14 protein-coding genes are annotated in these 20,745 nt (G+C 38.6%); 11 read left to right on the top strand and 3 right to left on the bottom strand.

What is annotated here, in order from left to right; genetic code table 11:
• Positions 1-284 precede the first annotated feature (284 nt).
• From pdhR to JEP40_RS14375, 9 genes are all read left to right on the top strand, one after another.
• A complete protein-coding gene (pdhR, locus tag JEP40_RS14415; protein ID WP_072069345.1) occupies positions 285-1,055 on the top strand; it encodes a pyruvate dehydrogenase complex transcriptional repressor PdhR in 771 nt (256 codons plus the stop codon).
• 163 nt (positions 1,056-1,218) lie between these two features.
• Positions 1,219-3,885, top strand: coding sequence for a pyruvate dehydrogenase (acetyl-transferring), homodimeric type (aceE, locus tag JEP40_RS14410; RefSeq protein ID WP_198624088.1), 2,667 nt, complete (start codon positions 1,219-1,221; stop codon positions 3,883-3,885).
• 12 nt (positions 3,886-3,897) lie between these two features.
• On the top strand, positions 3,898-5,763 hold the full coding sequence (aceF, locus tag JEP40_RS14405; protein ID WP_198624087.1) for a pyruvate dehydrogenase complex dihydrolipoyllysine-residue acetyltransferase: 1,866 nt from the start codon (positions 3,898-3,900) through the stop codon (positions 5,761-5,763).
• Between the two features lie 201 nt (positions 5,764-5,964).
• A complete protein-coding gene (gene lpdA / locus JEP40_RS14400) occupies positions 5,965-7,392 on the top strand; it encodes a dihydrolipoyl dehydrogenase (RefSeq protein ID WP_072063363.1) in 1,428 nt (475 codons plus the stop codon).
• Positions 7,393-7,878: 486 nt separating this feature from the next.
• Positions 7,879-10,476 carry a bifunctional aconitate hydratase 2/2-methylisocitrate dehydratase gene (acnB, locus tag JEP40_RS14395; protein WP_198624086.1) on the top strand — a complete coding sequence of 866 codons (2,598 nt, stop codon included), beginning with the start codon at positions 7,879-7,881 and terminating at the stop codon, positions 10,474-10,476.
• Positions 10,477-10,613: 137 nt separating this feature from the next.
• Positions 10,614-10,985, top strand: a complete 372-nt coding sequence (locus JEP40_RS14390; RefSeq protein ID WP_198624085.1) for a YacL family protein — start codon at positions 10,614-10,616, stop codon at positions 10,983-10,985.
• 92 nt (positions 10,986-11,077) lie between these two features.
• Positions 11,078-11,938 (top strand): small-conductance mechanosensitive channel MscS, encoded by an 861-nt coding sequence (mscS, locus tag JEP40_RS14385; protein ID WP_198624084.1) that lies wholly within the window; start codon positions 11,078-11,080, stop codon positions 11,936-11,938.
• Positions 11,939-12,414: 476 nt separating this feature from the next.
• On the top strand, positions 12,415-13,038 hold the full coding sequence (gene argO, locus JEP40_RS14380; RefSeq protein ID WP_198624083.1) for an arginine exporter ArgO: 624 nt from the start codon (positions 12,415-12,417) through the stop codon (positions 13,036-13,038).
• Positions 13,039-13,125: 87 nt separating this feature from the next.
• Entirely contained in the window at positions 13,126-13,860 is a 735-nt protein-coding gene (locus JEP40_RS14375) for an oxidative stress defense protein (RefSeq protein WP_198624082.1), read from the top strand.
• A 73-nt stretch (positions 13,861-13,933) separates the two neighbouring features.
• On the opposite strand, the gene JEP40_RS14370 is transcribed toward JEP40_RS14375, so the two are convergent.
• Positions 13,934-14,833, bottom strand: a complete 900-nt coding sequence (locus tag JEP40_RS14370; RefSeq protein WP_109407438.1) for a LysR family transcriptional regulator ArgP — start codon at positions 14,831-14,833, stop codon at positions 13,934-13,936.
• A gap of 161 nt (positions 14,834-14,994) precedes the next feature.
• On the opposite strand from JEP40_RS14370, the gene rpiA reads away from it, so the two are divergent.
• Positions 14,995-15,651: a ribose-5-phosphate isomerase RpiA gene (gene rpiA, locus JEP40_RS14365; RefSeq protein ID WP_198624081.1), complete on the top strand. Its 657-nt coding sequence runs from the start codon at positions 14,995-14,997 to the stop codon at positions 15,649-15,651.
• A gap of 272 nt (positions 15,652-15,923) precedes the next feature.
• The gene (gene serA, locus JEP40_RS14360) at positions 15,924-17,174 is read left to right on the top strand and encodes a phosphoglycerate dehydrogenase (protein WP_198624080.1); all 1,251 of its coding nucleotides are present in this window, start codon (positions 15,924-15,926) and stop codon (positions 17,172-17,174) included.
• A 70-nt stretch (positions 17,175-17,244) separates the two neighbouring features.
• Here the strand turns inward: serA and JEP40_RS14355 are convergent, their stop codons facing one another.
• Together JEP40_RS14355 and JEP40_RS14350 are read right to left on the bottom strand one after the other, a co-directional pair.
• Positions 17,245-19,365, bottom strand: a complete 2,121-nt coding sequence (locus JEP40_RS14355; protein ID WP_198624079.1) for a type I secretion system permease/ATPase — start codon at positions 19,363-19,365, stop codon at positions 17,245-17,247.
• 18 nt (positions 19,366-19,383) lie between these two features.
• Positions 19,384-20,745, bottom strand: a complete 1,362-nt coding sequence (locus JEP40_RS14350) for an HlyD family type I secretion periplasmic adaptor subunit (RefSeq protein ID WP_198624078.1) — start codon at positions 20,743-20,745, stop codon at positions 19,384-19,386.

Raw genomic sequence — 20,745 nt, 5'->3', positions numbered from 1 at the left:
TTCATTTAATTATTGCTGTCACGCTTCAGTTTGACTGTTTATGTGTTTCAAAAACGTTAAAAAATTTATTTTTAACGTTTCAGTATAATGCGATCTAGTTATCACTTTTGATGAATTTTTAAAATAATTTGTTAAAATTTGCAGGTTTTTATGATTTCGCTCAACAACTGTATGGACAGTTAGTGAATACTTTGTTACTTTATTATCCGTTATATTAAATTGGTATTACCAATTGACAACTCAATCACAAAGGTAATAGTTATCCAATAATGGCTTCTAGCAATATGGCTTATACAAAAATCCGTCAACCTAAGCTTTCTGATGTTATTGAGCAACAGCTTGAGCATCTGATTTTAGAAGGCACTCTGCGTCCGGGAGAGAAACTCTTACCTGAGCGTGAGCTGGCGAAGCAATTTGATGTATCCCGCCCTTCATTGCGTGAAGCTATCCAAAAATTAGAAGCTAAAGGGTTTTTACTTCGTCGCCAAGGTGGTGGAACATTTGTTCAGCATAATCTCTGGCAAAGTTTTAGTGATCCTTTAGCTCAACTGCTTAGCGGACATCCCGAATCTCAATTTGATCTCTTAGAAACGCGCCATGCCCTTGAAGGTATTGCTGCTTATTATGCAGCATTACGCGGTACTGATGAAGATCTTGCTCGTATCAAAGCAAGCCATGATTGTATTTTGAAGGCCCATGAAAAGGGTGATTTGGTTGCTGAGTCTGAAGCTGTATTGCAATATCAATTAATTGTCACGGAAGCTGCTCATAATGTTGTTTTATTGCATTTATTAAGATGCATGGTACCTATGCTTGAGCAGAATATCCGTCAGAATTTTGAGTTTCTTTATACTCGTAAAGAGATGTTAACTGCCGTAAGTGAGCATCGTAGTCAGATTTATCAGGCTATTATTAATAGAGAGCCAGAGGTAGCGCGTGAAGCTTCACATCGCCACTTAGCCTTTATTGAAGATGTTTTGTTGGATATGAGTCGTGAACATACTCGCCGTGAGCGTTCTTTACGCCGGCTCCAACAACACCCTGATTTATTTTAGTAGCACAGATCCTGACCGCTGAGTCTGTACTACCTATCTCCCTGTGATTTTCAGGGATAGCGGTAATAACAGCAGGGTCTATCTCCCCGTCATATCAAATGGGTATAACGGGAAGATAGACTCCCATAACCATTAAAAACAGATAACAGATAAGGAATACACCATGTCAGATATGCTGAAAAATGACGTGGATCCGATCGAAACTCGCGACTGGTTACAAGCGATCGACTCGGTCATCCGTGAAGAAGGTGTTGAGCGTGCACAGTTCCTGATTGATCAGGTATTAAAACAAGCCCGTAATGGCGGTCTTAATATTGCTTTAGGTGGCTCTGTACACAGTGATTATATCAATACCATTCCTGCTGAAGATGAACCCGCTTACCCTGGCAATCTGGAATTAGAGCGTCGTATTCGTTCTGCTATTCGCTGGAACGCAGTAATGATGGTTCTGCGTGCATCCAAAAAAGATTTGGAACTCGGCGGACACATGGCGTCATTCCAATCTTCTGCAACATTATATGAAGTGTGCTTTAACCACTTCTTCCGTGCTCAAAATGAAACCGATGGTGGTGACTTGGTTTACTTCCAAGGACATATCTCCCCAGGTATCTATGCACGCGCATTCTTAGAAGGTCGTTTAACAGAAGAACAATTAAACAACTTCCGTCAAGAGATTGGTGGTAAAGGTTTATCTTCTTATCCACACCCTAAATTAATGCCTGAATTCTGGCAGTTCCCAACTGTTTCTATGGGTCTGGGGCCTCTATCTGCGATTTATCAAGCTAAATTCCTAAAATATTTAAATCACCGTGGCTTAAAAGATACGACTAAACAAACTGTTTATGCGTTCTTAGGCGATGGAGAAATGGACGAACCAGAATCTAAAGGTGCAATCACCATCGCAGTTCGCGAAAAATTAGATAACCTGTGCTTCGTTGTTAACTGTAACTTACAACGTCTTGATGGCCCAGTTACAGGTAACGGTAAAATTGTTAACGAATTAGAAGGTATCTTTGCTGGTGCTGGCTGGAACGTTATCAAAGTCATGTGGGGCGATCGTTGGGATGAGCTTCTGCGTAAAGACACCTCTGGTAAACTCATTCAATTAATGAATGAAACTCTGGATGGTGACTACCAGACATTTAAATCTCGTGATGGCGCTTATGTTCGTGAGCACTTCTTCAATCGTTACCCAGAAACAGCTGCATTAGTTAAAGATATGACTGATGATGAAATCTGGGCATTAAACCGTGGTGGTCACGATCCGAAGAAAGTTTTTGCTGCATTCCAAAAAGCAAAAGACACTCAAAACAAACCAACTGTTATTTTAGCTCAAACCATTAAAGGTTATGGTATGGGTGAAACAGCAGAAGGTAAAAACATTGCTCACCAAGTTAAAAAAATGAACATGGATGGCGTTCACCATTTCCGTGATCGTTTCAATATTCCAGTTGCTGATGAGCAAATCAAAGATCTGCCTTATATTACTTTTGACAAAGAGTCAGAAGAATACAAATACTTGCACGCACGTCGTCAGGATTTAGGTGGCTATCTGCCAGCGCGTCGTCCTCGTTTTGAAGAAAAACTGGATATTCCGACACTGGAAGATTTCAGCCAATTACTGGAAGAACAATCTAAAGAGATTTCTACAACTATCGCATTCGTTCGTGCACTGAACGTAATGTTGAAAAACAAATCTATCAAAGATCGTTTAGTTCCAATTATTGCTGACGAAGCACGTACTTTCGGTATGGAAGGTCTGTTCCGTCAAATCGGTATTTACAGCCCGAATGGCCAGCAATATACGCCTCAAGATCGTGAGCAGGTTGCTTACTATAAAGAAGACGTTAAAGGTCAAATTCTGCAAGAAGGTATCAACGAACTGGGTGCTGGCGCATCTTGGTTAGCCGCTGCAACATCTTACAGCACTAACAATTTGCCAATGATCCCATTCTATATCTACTACTCCATGTTTGGTTTCCAACGTATTGGCGACTTATGCTGGGCAGCAGGTGATCAACAAGCTCGTGGCTTCTTAGTGGGTGGTACTTCAGGCCGTACAACACTTAACGGTGAAGGTCTACAACACGAAGATGGCCATAGCCATATCCAATCGCTGACTATTCCTAACTGTATCTCTTATGATCCAGCATTCGCTTATGAAGTTGCTGTTATCATGCAAGATGGTTTAGAGCGTATGTATGGTGATAAACAAGAAAACGTTTATTACTACATCACTACACTCAACGAAAACTACCATATGCCAGCAATGCCAGCCGGTGTTGAAGAAGGTATCCGTAAAGGTATCTACAAACTGGAATCACTGGAAGGCGCGAAAGGTAAAGTTCAGTTACTGGGTTCAGGTTCTATTCTGCGTCACGTTCGTGAAGCAGCACAAATCCTGTCTGCTGAATACGGTATTGGTTCTGATGTTTATAGCGTAACTTCATTCACTGAACTGGCTCGTGATGGCCAAGACTGTGAACGTTGGAACATGCTACACCCATCTGAAGCACCGCGTGTACCTTACATCGCTCAAATTATGAATGATGCTCCAGCTGTAGCCTCTACTGACTATATGAAACTGTTCGCTGAACAAGTTCGTACTTATGTACCAGCAGATGATTACCGCGTATTAGGTACAGATGGTTTCGGTCGTTCTGATAGCCGTGAAAACCTGCGTCACCACTTTGAAGTTGATACTTCTTATGTGATTGTTGCTGCATTAGGTGAATTAGCTAAACGTGGTGAGATTGATGTGAAGGTTGTTGAAGAAGCAATCAATAAATACAACATCAACCCTGAAAAAGTAAACCCACGTCTGGCGTAAGAGGTAAAGTGAATGTCTATTGAAATTAAAGTCCCAGATATCGGTGCTGATGAAGTTGAAGTCACCGAAGTGATGGTGAAAGTGGGCGACCGTATTGAGGAAGAACAATCCTTAATTACTGTAGAAGGCGACAAAGCCTCTATGGAAGTCCCATCACCACAAGCGGGTGTAGTGAAAGAGATCAAAATTGCGGTGGGCGACAAAGTCCAAACTGGTTCTCTTATCATGATTTTTGAAGCAGAAGGTGCCGCGCAAGCTGCACCAGCTCAAGCAGCTGCTCCTGCGCCAGCAGCAGCGCCTGCAACTGCAGAATTAAAAGAAGTCCATGTACCAGATATCGGCGGTGACGAAGTTGAAGTTACCGAAGTAATGGTAAAAGTTGGCGATAGCGTTGCTGAAGAACAATCACTGATCACTGTAGAAGGCGATAAAGCTTCTATGGAAGTTCCAGCTCCATTTGCTGGCGTAGTGAAAGAAATCAAAATCGCAACTGGTGATAAAGTGAGCACAGGCTCTCTTATCATGGTATTTGAAGTTGCAGGTAGCGCGCCTGTTGCTCAAGCGGCACCAGCTCAAGCAGCATCTGCACCAGCAACATCTGCTGTGAAAGAAGTGAATGTTCCAGATATCGGTGGTGACGAAGTTGAAGTTACTGAAGTGATGGTGAAAGTAGGTGATTCCATCTCTGAAGAACAATCGCTGATCACCGTTGAAGGCGACAAGGCTTCTATGGAAGTTCCAGCACCATTTGCAGGTGTGGTTAAAGAGATCAAAATTGCAGTGGGCGACAAAGTGAAAACGGGCTCACTGATCATGACGTTTGAAGTTGCCGGTGCAGCACCTGTTGCTCAAGCACCAGCGGCAGCCGCGCCAGCGCCAGCAAGTTCTGCACCAGCAGCACCTGCAAAAGCACAAGCAACTGCACCAGCAACAAAAGAAGAATTTGTTGAAAATGATGCTTACGTTCATGCAACACCTGTTATTCGTCGCTTAGCGCGTGAATTTGGTGTGAATTTAGCGAAAGTGAAAGGTACTGGTCGTAAAGGTCGTATCTTACGTGAAGACGTTCAGTCTTACGTGAAAGAGTTAATTAAACGTGCTGAATCTGCGCCAGCGAATGCAGGTGGCGGATTACCAGGCATGTTACCTTGGCCAAAAGTTGACTTCAGCAAATTTGGTGAAATTGAAGAAGTTGAATTAAGCCGTATCCAGAAAATCTCTGGTGCTAACTTAAGCCGTAACTGGGTGATGATCCCTCACGTAAATCTGTTTGATGAAGCAGATATCACTGAGGTTGAAGAATTCCGTAAACAGCAAAATAAAGAAGCAGAGAAGAAAAAACTGGATGTTAAGATCACTCCATTAGTCTTCGTGATGAAAGCAGCGGCAAAAGCACTGGCAGATATGCCACGCTTTAACAGCTCTATCTCTGAAGATGGACAGAAACTGATCCTGAAAAAATACATCAATATCGGTATTGCTGTAGATACACCTAATGGTTTAGTTGTTCCTGTTTTCAAAGATGTTAACAAAAAAGGCATTATCGAACTGTCTTATGAGTTAGCTGAAGTTTCTAAGAAAGCACGTGCAGGTAAACTGACAGCTGCGGATATGCAAGGTGGATGTTTCACAATTTCTAGCCTTGGTGGTATCGGTACTACCGGTTTTGCACCAATCGTTAACGCACCAGAAGTTGCGATTATGGGACTTTCCCGTTCTTCTATGAAACCTGTATGGAATGGTAAAGAATTCGTACCACGCTTGATTCTACCAATGTCATTATCTTTCGATCACCGTGTGATCGATGGTGCTGACGGTGCTCGATTCATCACTCTGATTAATCAGTACATGAGCGATTTACGTCGTTTGGTAATGTAATTATTTAAACCGGTGCTTAGCGCCGGTTTCTCTGATTACGATGATGGATTTTACAGTCATACATCTTAGGTTGTGAGATCCGTCATGTTAGAGCGCTTTTCAGTTTATTAACATTTCTGTAAACTGCATGCGGTATGTAAGTCTCGGTGTTAAATATGGATTTTCGTCTGACTCGCCGGACAAATAAATAATGAGGTCACGATGAGTACTGAAATTAAAGCACAGGTAGTGGTTCTCGGTGCAGGCCCTGCGGGTTATTCCGCAGCGTTCCGTTGCGCTGACTTAGGTTTAGAAACAGTTTTAGTTGAACGTCACTCTACTTTAGGTGGTGTTTGTCTGAACGTGGGTTGTATCCCTTCTAAAGCGTTACTCCACGTTGCTAAAGTTATCGAAGAAGCGAAAGCATTATCTGAACACGGTGTTGTTTTTGATGCACCAAAAACAGATATCGACAAAATTCGCATCTGGAAAGACAAAGTTATTTCTCAATTAACCGGTGGCTTAGCGGGCATGGCTAAAGGCCGTAAAGTGACTGTTGTTAATGGCGAAGCACGATTCACTGGTTCTCACACATTGTCTGTTGAAGGTGGTGAAGGTACAACTACCATCACTTTTGAAAATGCAATCGTTGCTGCCGGCTCACGTCCAATCGAATTACCATTTATTCCACATGAAGACCCACGAGTATGGGATTCAACAGATGCACTGCAACTGAAAACCGTACCAGAACGTTTACTGGTTATGGGTGGCGGTATCATCGGTCTGGAAATGGGAACGGTTTATCACTCTCTGGGTTCTCAGATTGATGTGGTTGAAATGTTTGATCAGGTTATTCCTGCAGCTGACAAAGACGTGGTTAAAGTATTTACCAAACGTATCAGCAAGAAATTTAACCTGATGCTAGAAACCAAAGTAACTGCAGTTGAAGCAAAAGAAGATGGCATCTACGTAACGATGGAAGGCAAAAAAGCCCCAGCAGAACCACAACGTTACGATGCAGTATTAGTTGCTATCGGTCGTGTGCCTAATGGTAAATTATTAGACGCAGGTAAAGCAGGCATCGAAGTTGACGATCGTGGCTTTATCCATGTTGACAAACAAATGCGTACTAATGTACCTCACATCTTTGCTATCGGAGACATCGTTGGTCAACCAATGCTGGCTCACAAAGGTGTTCATGAAGGTCACGTCGCTGCTGAAGTTATTTCTGGTAAAAAACATTACTTCGATCCTAAAGTTATCCCATCAATCGCTTATACTGAACCTGAAGTTGCATGGGTTGGTATGACAGAAAAAGAAGCGAAAGAGAAAGGCGTTAGCTATGAAGTAGCTTCTTTCCCATGGGCTGCATCAGGCCGTGCAATCGCATCAGATTGTGCTGATGGTATGACTAAACTGATTTTCGACAAAGAAACTAACCGTGTTATCGGTGGTGCAATTGTTGGTTCTAACGGTGGTGAACTGTTAGGTGAAATTGGTCTGGCAATCGAAATGGGTTGTGATGCTGAAGATATCGCATTAACTATCCACGCTCACCCAACGTTATACGAATCAATTGGTATGGCTGCGGAAGTATTTGAAGGTAGTATCACTGACCTGCCAAATCCAAAAGCGAAAAAGAAAAAATAAGCGACTTTTTTACTGAAAACAGGTTACTAAAGTAGTTTAAATGATAAGGGCTAGGTTCTTTATGGAACCTGGCTCTTTTTTTATATTTTTTTATTGAAATGCTGGTTGTCTTCAGCTGTGTGATGCTGGTTATTTTATGCGATTGATGTTTATTTGACCGTAAGTTTTACTTTAGTGCTAATTTGGGTATGAAAAAAACTATAAAAAGTGTGGTTATTAACCAAAATCTTGGTTAAAAGTCTCTGTTATATATTTTGTTTAAGTGTTTTAATCTGAATAAGTGGATATTTGAATCTGATTAATGTTACTTTTATGTGAACGAATTAACATCGTGTTGAAGATTTGCTATGCTGATAGCCCTTAGCTGGGCATAATTTCACAACCTCTTATGTTTTATGCGAGCAAAAGATCCTCTGACCTGGCACCTTATTAACAAGGTGCAGACAGCCGGGTTATACAAAATGACAAAGAAGCGAGGAGACAGTCGTGCTAGAAGAATACCGTAAGCACGTAGCAGAGCGTGCAGCTGAAGGTGTCGTTCCAAAACCTCTCGATGCCACACAAACAGCCGCACTTGTTGAGCTATTAAAAAATCCCCCTAAAGGTGAAGAAGAATTTCTTCTTGATTTAATTGTTAACCGTGTTCCACCCGGAGTTGATGAAGCTGCCTATGTTAAGGCGGGTTTTTTAACTGCCCTCGCGAAAGGCGAAACCACATCACCCCTTATCTCGCCAGAAAAAGCCGTTGAATTATTAGGTACCATGCAAGGTGGCTATAATATTCATGCTTTAATTGAATCCCTGGATAACGATAAATTAGCCCCAATTGCAGCTAAAGCGCTTTCACATACATTATTGATGTTTGATAATTTCTATGATGTTGAAGAAAAAGCCAAAGCAGGCAATGTGTATGCTAAACAGATTATGCAATCTTGGGCTGATGCAACATGGTTTACTGAACGTCCAGAATTAGCAGAAAAAATCACTGTTACCGTATTTAAAGTCACTGGTGAAACCAATACTGATGACTTATCTCCAGCTCCAGATGCTTGGTCTCGCCCAGATATCCCATTACATGCTTTAGCCATGTTAAAAAATGCGCGCGAAGGGATTGAACCTGATCAACCAGGTAGTGTTGGTCCTATCAAACAAATCGAGGCATTAAATAAAAAAGGCTTTCCATTAGCTTATGTTGGTGACGTTGTAGGGACTGGTTCTTCTCGTAAATCAGCGACAAACTCTGTACTTTGGTTTATGGGGGATGATATTCCATTTGTTCCTAATAAACGCGGTGGCGGGGTTGTTCTCGGTGGTAAAATTGCACCTATCTTCTTTAACACTATGGAAGATGCAGGTGCGTTACCTATCGAAGTTGATGTTTCTAAATTAAATATGGGTGATGTTATTGATATTTACCCATATAAAGGTGAAATTCGTGACCATGAAACCAATGAGTTACTAGAAACCTTTGAGCTGAAAACAGAAGTATTAATTGATGAAGTTCGCGCTGGTGGCCGTATTCCATTGATCATTGGTCGTGGGTTAACATCAAAAGCGCGTGAATCACTAGGCTTACCAGTTAGCACACTGTTCCGACATGCTAAACCTGTTGAAGAAAGTAACCGTGGTTTCTCACTAGCTCAGAAAATGGTAGGTCGTGCTTGTGGTCGTACAGGTATTCGTCCTGGCGAATATTGTGAGCCAAAAATGACCTCAGTAGGTTCACAAGATACAACGGGTCCAATGACTCGTGACGAGCTAAAAGACTTGGCATGTCTTGGTTTCTCTGCTGATTTAGTGATGCAATCATTCTGTCATACTGCGGCTTATCCAAAACCGGTAGACGTTACAACGCATCACACTTTGCCTGACTTTATTATGAACCGTGGTGGTGTTTCACTGCGCCCGGGCGATGGTATTATCCACTCATGGTTAAACCGCATGTTATTACCTGATACTGTTGGTACAGGTGGTGACTCGCATACTCGTTTCCCTATTGGTATCTCATTCCCAGCAGGTTCTGGCCTAGTGGCTTTTGCTGCAGCAACTGGGGTTATGCCATTAGATATGCCAGAATCTGTCCTGGTACGTTTTAAAGGCGAAATGCAACCGGGTGTGACACTGCGTGATTTAGTTCATGCCATTCCTTATTACGCGATCCAAGATGGTTTACTGACAGTTGAGAAGAAAGGTAAAAAGAACATTTTCTCTGGTCGTATTCTTGAGATTGAAGGCTTACCAGAACTGAAAGTAGAACAAGCATTTGAATTAGCTGATGCATCAGCAGAACGTTCAGCTGCGGGTTGCACCATTAAACTGGATAAAGCGCCTATCATCGAGTATCTACAATCTAACATCATCTTACTAAAATGGATGATTTCTGAAGGTTATGGTGATCGTCGTACTATTGAACGCCGTATTACTTCAATGGAAAACTGGCTGAAAGATCCGCAATTACTTGAAGCTGATGCTGATGCAGAATATGCCGCTGTGATCGAAATTGATTTAAATGAGATCAAAGAGCCAATTCTATGTGCACCTAATGATCCAGATGATGCTCGCCTGTTATCTGAAGTGGCAAATAGCAAAATTGATGAAGTATTCATTGGTTCTTGTATGACTAACATTGGTCACTTCCGGGCTGCAGGTAAATTGCTTGATCAACACAAAGGTCAATTACCAACACGTTTATGGGTTGCGCCACCAACAAAAATGGATGCGGCACAATTAACGGAAGAGGGCTATTATAGCGTCTTTGGTAAGAGTGGGGCACGTATCGAAGTGCCAGGTTGTTCACTGTGTATGGGTAACCAAGCGCGTGTTGCTGATGGTGCAACTGTTGTTTCAACCTCGACACGTAACTTCCCTAACCGTTTAGGTACAGGTGCAAACGTGTATCTTGCTTCAGCTGAACTTGCGGCAGTTGCGTCATTATTAGGTCGTTTACCTGAACCACAAGAGTATCTCGACTTTATGAATAAAGTGGATGAAACCGCAGAAGATACTTATCGCTATCTGAACTTTGATCAACTTGCCCAATATACAGATAAAGCAGACCAAGTTATTTTCCAAACAACGGTATAACGATTAATTTATTGCTTTAAACGTATTTAATATGAACAAACGGGAGGCTAATGCCTCCCGTTTTTTGTTATTTTTGTCATAATAAGAATAAGGTATTTTTTATTAAAAAAGCGACAGCTTAATAAGGGGCATACACCATGGATTATGAATTTCAGCGAGATCTCACTGGCGGTATACTAGCCCGTTTTTCGATGGATCATGAAGCGATAGGCTATTGGCTAAATGATGAAATTCAGGGCGATATTAGTCTGATAGATCAAATTCTTGAAGAGATGGACGGTATTAAAGGTAGTGAAAGGCAGTGGGAATTAATTGGTAAAGAATATAGCCTTTCTATTGATGATGAAGAAGTGATGGTAAGAGCGAATACTTTGCATTTTGAAACAGATGAAATGGAAGAGGGTATGAGCTATTACGATAACGAAAGTATCTCTTTTTGTGGTTTAGACGATTTTGCTACCATGCTACAGAAATATCGGTTATTTATTCTGGAAAATAAAGAAAATTAACAAATCCTATATATTTTTTGAATAAATCTGCCACAATATATTACTGCATTGCTATTCTACTATTATATTTTTAAGATTTAAAAGGTGGTCTAATGAATGAATTACCTGTTAGTTTAGATGAAGCATCAGGTTGGTTTGCCGCAAATCAGGATCTCTTTATTCAATATGCTGTGAATATTGTAGCCGCATTTTTGATCTTATTTATTGGTCTTTTTGTCGCAAAAATGATCGGTAAAGGTGTCGCAAGAGTTCTTACACTGCGCCATATTGATGCTACTGTTGTGACATTTTTATCTGTTTTAGTTCGTTATACTGTTGTTGCTTTTACCTTAATTGCAGTTTTAGGGCGATTAGGCGTTCAAACAGCGTCAGTTATCGCGGTATTAGGTGCTGCTGGTTTAGCGGTTGGTTTGGCCTTACAAGGATCATTATCTAACTTTGCAGCGGGCGTATTAATTGTTATCTTTCGTCCGATCCGTACAGATGAATATGTCATGATTGGCTCTGTAGAGGGTACGGTAAGAGATGTACAGATTTTCTCTACAACATTACGCTCAGCCGATGACAGAATTATCGTTATTCCAAATAGCAAAATTATCAGTAGTGAAGTAATCAACTTAAGCCGTGAGCCTAATCGCCGTACACAAATTATTGTTGGAGTGGCTTATGATGCTGATATTGATAAAGTAAAACAAGTATTGGGTGATGTTGTTGCGAAAGACAAACGTATTCAACACGATCAGGGCGTGACTATCCGTTTACATGAAATGGCGCCGTCTTCGTTAAACTTTGTGGTACGTGTTTGGACAACTAATGGTGATGCATGGCCTGTTTATTGGGATCTAATGGAAGATTTTAAACGTGCATTAGATGCTAATAACATCGGTATTCCATTCCCACAAATGGATGTTTATATGCATCAAACGCAAAGTGCGACAGCGAAAGCAGAATAGTCTTACAAGAATAGATGACATAGAGCCACGTTAATAACGTGGCTTTTTTGTATGATGAGAAAGGAAGAATAATGAGATAACACAGATAAGAAAAGGAATTGAATATTAAAGATGGAGATAATCTTAAGGAGTTTCTTTTTTATTTTTCATTATGTTGAGGGCTATACTGTCTTCTCTTTGGCTTTATTATTATTGTGGTATTCACATAAAGTAGCTAAAAAACGAACACGTATTATCTTATTCATTACTGCATTAATTGTGGTAACACCTCATGTTACTATCTGGTCTAATTTTATTTTTATTTTATTAATGCATATGGTTATTTCATCTTATTAACCTTACTGAGATTATTATTTTTATCTATTTTATGGTCATTAGTTTTTCTTATTATCAATAAGAATGATTCATTTCCTCTAATATCAAAATCCCTCTATTATTCAGCTAATATTAAACGAATAATTATTAAGGTATTTTGCATGTTTACAACTTTCTTTCAGGGGTTTTTATTAAGTGCAGCCATGATTTTACCTATAGGTGCACAGAATGCCTTTGTTTTACAGCAAGGAAGTAAAAAACAATATCACTTAATGAGTGCATTTTTATGCGCTTTAAGTGATGTTGTATTAATAACAGCGGGTGTTTTTGGTGGCAGTGCATTACTTAGTCAATCAGAAACGCTTTTATTATTGATCACATGGGGAGGAGTGGCATTTTTACTTTGGTATGGTTGGAACGCATTTAAAACAGCTTTTTCAAAAGATATTGAATTATCACAAAGTAACAATCAGGTAAAAAGCCGTTGGCGTGTGATTGTGACATTAATTGCTGTAACTTGGCTTAATCCTCATGTTTATTTAGATACCTTTGTAGTGATAGGCAGTATTGGTGGACAATTAACTTCCGATCTTCGCCCTTGGTTTACAATTGGTGCGGTATTTGCCTCTATAAGCTGGTTTTTTGCGTTATCACTACTCGCAGCTTGGTTTTCTCCAATATTAAGTAAAACACGCTCTCAACGTATTATTAATTTGTTTGTAGGATGTGTGATGTGGTTTATTGCTGTTCAATTAGCAGCACAAGGATGGAAAACTCTCTTTTAATCTTAAAGAACTTTACATCATATATGCTAATGTTCTTCTTAGTCCTAAAAGCAGGACATTAAAATTAATTTTGTCAGGGGGTTTTTTGTGAAATTAAAAGCAATTGTATTAGCATCCGTGTTTACGCTGGGATTACCTTCCATTGCACAAGCTGCTTCGGAGCCAGAAGGTCCACATATTACAACATCGGGTAATGCGACAATTAAAGCCGCTCCTGATATGGCGACATTAAATATTCAGGTTAACGAAAGAGCAAAAGATGCTGCTCAGGCTAAGAAACAGGTCGATGAGCGTGTTGCAAAATATTTTGCCTTCTTAAAAGAAAATGGTGTTGTTAAGGAAGATATCGACGCCGCTAATATCCGTACTCAACCAAATTATGAGTATGATAAAAAAGCAGAGCGTTCTGTGATTAATGGGTATACCGCAACACGTACTGTGAATGTCAAAATTAAGAAATTAGAACAGCTTAATACGTTACTTGATGGCGCATTAGCGGCTGGTTTAAATGAAATTAATAACGTTGAATTTGGCGTAAATAATCCTGAACAATACAAAGTAAAAGCACGAGAAGTGGCTATTAAAAATGCTATTGATCAAGCAACTTCTGTTGCAAAAGGTTTTGGTGCTGATTTAGGTGCAGTCTATAGTGTAAGCTATCGTGCGCCAGAGGCGACACCTTATCCAATCGCGCAAGTACGTATGGATGCGATGGCATTAAAAGCTCAAGCGCCAGCGGCAGTGCAAGAAACTTATGAACAGCAAAGTATCGAATTTAAAGATTATGTGGATGTTGTTTTTGAATTAAAACGCACTAAATAATTATATTGCGGTAAAACAAAATAGGCTTCTTAGTGAAGCCTATTTTTTGTGTTAAAAGATGAAAATAGTCGTGTTACTCTTCACCTTGTTTTAAAACCTTACGGCCAAAATCAATCAGTGCGTCTGTCACTTTTCTCATAGTTCTACTTTCTGGTGCAAAGCGGTGCCAATAAAGCATACGTCGTTGGCAAAGTCCCGGAGTTAAATCAACCAACTCTCCACTCTTTAGCTCATTAGCAATTTGTAGATGAGGGATCATGCAACATGTCGAACCTTGTTTTGCTAATTGTACAAATGCTTCAGAAGAATTAACGATATGGCAAGGTACGCTACCCGGAGATAAACCGAAGTTTTGCTGTAAAAATGCCTGATGCATATCATCAAGATGGTCAAATGCGACTGCAGGGGCTTTTAATAACGACGATTTAGTTACACCGTTTGCAAAATAGCGTTGAGCAAAATCAGGAGAGGCCACAAATAGATAATCAAGAGCGCCTAATTGATCAACAAGGCAACTTGGTAATGCTTGTGGTTGAATACTGATTGCACCAACTACTTCGCCTCGTCTTAAGCGTTCTTGTGTTCGCGTTTCATCTTCAACTTGGATATTAAGCCGAATAGGTAGCTGTGTTAAAACTGGATGCAAAGCGGGTAATAACCACGTTGCCAAACTATCAGCATTTACCGCCAAAGAGAGTAAAAGCGGTGTAGAGCCACTATTTTCATCACCTAACCATTGTTCTTCAAGTAATTCTACTTGATGCAATAATGCCAATAGTTTTTGCCCTTGCTCTGTGGGTTGAGGGGGAACAGTTCGCACTAATAGTGGTTGGCCGAATAAATTTTCTAATTGTTTAATACGCTGTGAAACGGCAGATTGTGTAATACATAACTTTTGTGCAGCTCTTTCAAAACCACGTTCGCGAATGACGGCATCAAGGGCTTGTAATGCTCGATAATCAGGGCGTTTCATTAACAGACTCTCTTTGATTTTATATTCTGTTGCTTACTATGCCATATTTTTTGTTGTAATGAGTTAAAATGTTGCTTCGCAGTTTTTGATGTGTCTCGTGCTAGTTTTGAATGCAATATGCTATTCTTAGTCCATTAACGTGATAAATAAGGTTTTTTTAAATGACTCAGGATGAATTGAAAAAAGCAGTAGGTTGGGCGGCGCTTGAATATGTGAAACCCGGTACTATCGTGGGAGTAGGAACAGGCTCTACAGCTTCTCATTTTATTGACGCATTAGCGACAATGAAAGGTCAAATTGAAGGTACTGTTTCAAGTTCAGAAGCATCAACGGCAAAACTAAAAAGTTATGGCATTCCTGTTTTTGACTGTAATGAAGTCGATTCTTTAGATATCTATGTTGATGGTGCTGATGAAATCAACCACCAGATGCAAATGATCAAAGGTGGCGGAGCCGCATTAACGCGAGAAAAAATTATTGCAGGTGTAGCAAAAACATTTATCTGTATCGTTGATGAATCTAAACAAGTCGATGTATTAGGTAAATTCCCTTTACCTGTTGAAGTTATTCCAATGGCGCGCTCTTATGTAGCTCGTGAATTGGTTAAGCTGGGTGGCTTACCTGAATATCGTGCTAACGTGGTAACAGATAATGGAAATGTCATTTTAGACGTTCATAACTTAACAATTCTTAATCCTATTGAACTGGAAAATAAAATTAACAGTATTCCAGGTGTGGTTACAGTAGGATTATTTGCTAATCGTGGTGCAAATGTTGTTTTAATGGGAACTTCTCAAGGCGTTAAAACCATTAAGTAAGATGACTAAAAAGAGGTGGCGATGGCGACCTCTTTTTAAAATTATTTTAGAAACTGCAAATTCAGTGATATATATCACACCATAGTTATATCACTCTTTAAAATCCTGCCTTTTTCAAAGTCAAAATCATTTTACTCGGTAGAAAATCGCTTTCTTTATCGCTTATTCTGTCATCATTGCAATCGGTTGTATTGCCACAAACTCTATTTTTGTTATGTTGTTTAGACAGGATTTTGTTTTTCATTGAATGTAACAACGATAGGGCAGGGTAAATGGTCAAAGTATCTTTGGAAAAAGAAAAGATAAAGTTTCTACTCCTTGAAGGTGTGCACCAAAGTGCAGTAGAAAATTTAAGAGCTGCGGGTTATACCAACATTGAATATCATAAAGGTGCGTTATCGGACGAAGAATTAAAAGAAGCTATCCGTGATGCGCGTTTTGTTGGTCTTCGTTCCCGCACTCATTTAACAGAAGAAATTTTTGCAGCTGCTGAAAAATTAGTCGCCGTAGGATGCTTCTGTATTGGGACCAATCAGGTTGATTTAGATGCGGCGGCTCGTCGTGGTATCCCTGTTTTCAATGCGCCTTTCTCAAACACTCGTTCCGTGGCTGAGATGGTGCTAGGTGAATTACTGTTATTACTGCGCCGTATTCCGGAAGCAAATGCGAAAGCCCATCGTGGTGTTTGGGATAAGCAAGCCAAAGGCTGTTTTGAAGCGCGTGGTAAAAAACTGGGTATTATTGGTTATGGTCATATTGGTACACAGTTAGGTATTTTGGCTGAAAGTGTTGGTTTAGATGTTTATTTCTATGATATTGAAAATAAACTGCCACTGGGTAATGCAACGCAAATTCGTCATATGTCTGAACTATTGAATATGTGTGACATTGTCAGCTTACATGTGCCAGAAACACCATCAACAAAAAATATGATTGGCCATGAAGAAATTCAGCGCATGAAGCCAGGTTCAATTCTTATCAACGCCTCTCGTGGTACCGTAGTTGATATTCCTGCATTAGCACAAGCGTTAGAATCAAAACATTTATCTGGTGCAGCGGTTGACGTGTTCCCATCTGAGCCTGGTGCAAATAACGATCCTAACGATCCGTTTGTCTCTGAACTTATCAAGTTCGATAATGTGATATTAACGCCTCATATCGGCGGTTCAACACAAGAAGCGCAAGAAAATATTGGTTATGAAGTCGCAGGCAAATTAGCCAAATATTCAGATAATGGCTCAACGCTATCTGCAGTTAACTTCCCTGAAGTCTCATTACCAAGCCACGGCGATGATGTAAACCGCTTACTGCATATTCATGAAAACCGTCCAGGTATGATGAATAGCATCAATAATGTCTTTACTGAACAAAACATCAACGTGGCAGCACAATTTCTGCGAACTTCAGGCAATGTAGGTTATGTTGTGATTGATATTACAACACAAACTAAGGCACAAGCAGAGTTAGTGTTACAAAAAATCAAAGCATTACCTGGTACTATTCGTGCTCGTATGCTGTATTAATTATTGATGTTATTATTAGTAATATATTGAAGGCTCAGTATTTGAGCCTTTTTTTGTTTTTTAAACATTATTATTGAATTTGCTGTTTCCATAATTGGTAATAAAGTGCTCTATTTTCAAGTAAATCAGAATGAGTTCCTTCTTCCAATACTCGTCCTTTATCTATGACATAAATATAATCTGCATGCGCTAATGTATTGAGACGATGTGCAATACTAATCACGGTTCTGTTTTTACAAATCTGAGGTAAACTGGCTAAAACTTTTGCTTCAGAGATGTAATCTAATGCTGATGTGGCTTCATCTAAAATAAGAATGCGTGGATTGGTTAATAAAGCTCTGGCCAGCGCAATACGTTGGCGTTGACCTCCTGATAAGTTAGTTCCTTTTTCTCCGACTTGAGTGTCAAATCCCAAAGGAAGTTGCTCAATAAACTCTAGAGCGCCTGCAAGCTGGCATGCTTCTATTAATTCTTTTTCATTTGCACTGGGTTTTGATAAACGAATATTTTCGACAATAGATCCACTAAATAAAAAACTTTCTTGTAGAACAATACTAATACTTTGGCGTAAAGAGAGAGGATCGGCGATAGCCAAATCCATGCCATCAATATAAATTTGTCCTTGTTGAGGGGTATAGAGTCGTTGAATTAAACGTGTGATGGTACTTTTCCCTGAACCAGAGCGACCTGTAATACCAATAAATTGCCCTGCTGGAATAGAGAACGAGAGTGCTTCAATAACGTCTGGTGTATGGTTAGTATAACGAAAATAGACATTTGAAAAATCAATACGACCAGTGATCCGAGGCACGGTTGCTAATCCATGATATTGGTGTTCTGTCGGCGTATTTAAAATTTCGCCAATACGGCGTAGAGAAATTGTTGCTTGTTGAAAATCTTGCCAGCATTGTGCTAAACGTAAAATAGGCTGTGTGATATGCGCAGTAAAGAGGTTAAATGCAATAAGCTCACCCACAGTCATTTGTGTATTAATAATTAAATTAACACCTTGCCATAAAATAATCGCTGTTGTGATTTTATGAATGATAAATATTAGCTGTTGAGCTAATAAAGTTTTTTTAGCTGCTGAAAACCGTTTATTAATATGATCGGTGAGTTTATATTGCCATTTATCGATAAAATGATTTTCTGTTGCTGTAATTTTGATGGTTTCTATACCGCTAATTGTTTCTGTTAGTAGGCTGGTATTATCCGCATTAGCTTGATATTCCTGCTCAACCCGATAACGAATAAGAGGGCCAAGGATCAACCAGAGTGTAAAATAAAGAATTAATGCACCTAACGTTATCCAAGTTAATGGTACTGAATAAGTAAACATTACAGAAATAAACACAATAATAAAAATTAGGTCGAGCACTAACATCAACGCGGAACCCGTAATAAATTGACGAATATGAGAAAGCTCTTGAATACGAGCAATTATTTGACCTGATTGTCGCTGATTAAAAAAAGAACTCGGTAAGCGAATAAGATGCTGATAAATTTTTCCTGAAAAATCGGCACTAAATTGGCAGGAAATAAATGTATACAATTTGTCTCTCAGAAAAAGATAAACAGGTTCAGTGATTGCGATTAAGAGTAATAAATACCCCAAGAGATGTAAGTTTGATAGATTTCTTCCTGTTAATATCTTATCAATTAATATTTCAAAAATTAGAGGGTTAACTAATGCGAAGAGTTGGCTACAACATGATAAAATAAAAACCAATAAGAGTGATTTTTTTTGTTTAAAAATAGTAGAGATAAACCAATTTATATTAAATTTACTCTGTAATAGAGTGTGTTGTTGATTGATTATTAATACTGTATTTATTTTTTGTTTTTTATCTATTTCATATTCAATGGTAATATTACTTTCAAGATCAATTACAGTTAAATGTTTCTCACTTTTTTCTTTTAAAATATACCATTTGTTGTTTATTTCAATAAGAGTATCTATAAGATGATATTTTTTATTCTCGTAATCAAGAACATCAAATTTACATTTTAAATTAAGTAATTGAGCCGCCTCTAGAATATTCCATTTATTAAATAAATTTTCATTGCCAAGAAAATGAAAAATATTCTCCTTTTTTATATTTCCATTGTTTTTTTTAGAAAAATAAATTAATCCATCAATAATAGAGCTATGATATTGTTTCGTTTTTTCTATATTATTTATATTTTTCATGATATTAAATACCCAATCTTATTTTTCAGTCAGTGCATTATGTCGATAAACTTCTATTGGGCTTAAAAAATAATCAATAACACGGCGTTTATCTGTAACTATTTCGGCGACTAAAGACATTCCCGAAGTAAGCTGATAGTACTGATTATTTTTTTCAATGGTTTGTTTATTTAATTTAATAGTAGCGGGGTAAACTAAACCTAATTGTTCATGTTGAACAGAGTCTTTAGCGATATTAATAATTTCCCCTTCAATTGTGCCATAACGAGTATAAGGAAACGCATCTATTTTTATCATCGCTTTTTGCCCTATGTGAATAAAACCAATATCTTTATTGAGAAGGTTAACCTCTGCCAAATTCTCTTGATGATTGGGTACTATCGTCATGACATTTTGTGAAGGTTGTAATACACTGCCGAGTGTATAAATAGAAATTTGTTGCACAGTCCCTGTGATGGGGGAACGTACGATTTTCAGTTGCTGTCGTTTTTGGAGGTGATTAAGATTTTGAGTATAAATTAATAATTCGCTCTCATATTTTTTATACTTATCATGCCATTCTAGTTTTTTCTGTTTTTCTAGTTGGTTTAAGTTTTCATTTAATTGTTGTTCTTGATTTTTAATAATATGAAATTCTGCATTTTTTATTATTATTAAACGATTTATTTCTAATATTTCTTTCTCGCTTTCAAGATATTCCATTTTGCTAATTATTTTTTTATTGTAAAGATCCTCTCTAATAATAAATCGTTGCTTTATATTGTTTTGTATTTTTTTTAAAGACAATAGATCATTGTAAATTAGTGTTTGATTTTTATTGTTTATCTTTACTTCAGTTTCTAATATATTTATTTTGCTATCAAATTCATCTTTTTCTTTCTGATAACCTAATAAGACTGATTTTTTTGTTTTATTATCTAATTTATTAAAATGATAAAGATTTTTAGGTGATACTTCTTGGCTCAAGGCTTGATAGCGAATTTTAAGTAATAGTAGCTCATCTCTTTTTTTTCTTACCCCTTTAATTTCTTCATCAATACCCAATATGTCAAGAGTTAATAATGCATCACCTTGATTAACTTCTTGCCCATCTTTTACATGAAGGATAGCTAATCGGCTAGGTTCATGTATTTGAATTATTTGGGAACGTCCAGTAACAACAAGCTTACCCGTTGCTTGGGATTGCACATCTAATTTTCCAAAATAAACCCACATAATAAAAGCCACAATACTGAGTGAAATGGTAGAAGCAATATAACGGCTATAAGGTGTTAATGGTTTTTCTATAAGGGCTATATGATTAGGATAAAAATCATAGTGAAACGGTTTTTTGTTAGGATGAAAAATAGCCTGTAATAAGCGTTTTATATTTAGTTTCAT

Source organism: Proteus vulgaris, from assembly GCF_016239305.1.
GTDB lineage: Bacteria > Pseudomonadota > Gammaproteobacteria > Enterobacterales > Enterobacteriaceae > Proteus > Proteus vulgaris_C.
The sequence above is the reverse complement of the archived record's forward strand: the minus strand, read 5'-3'. Positions and strand labels throughout refer to the sequence as shown.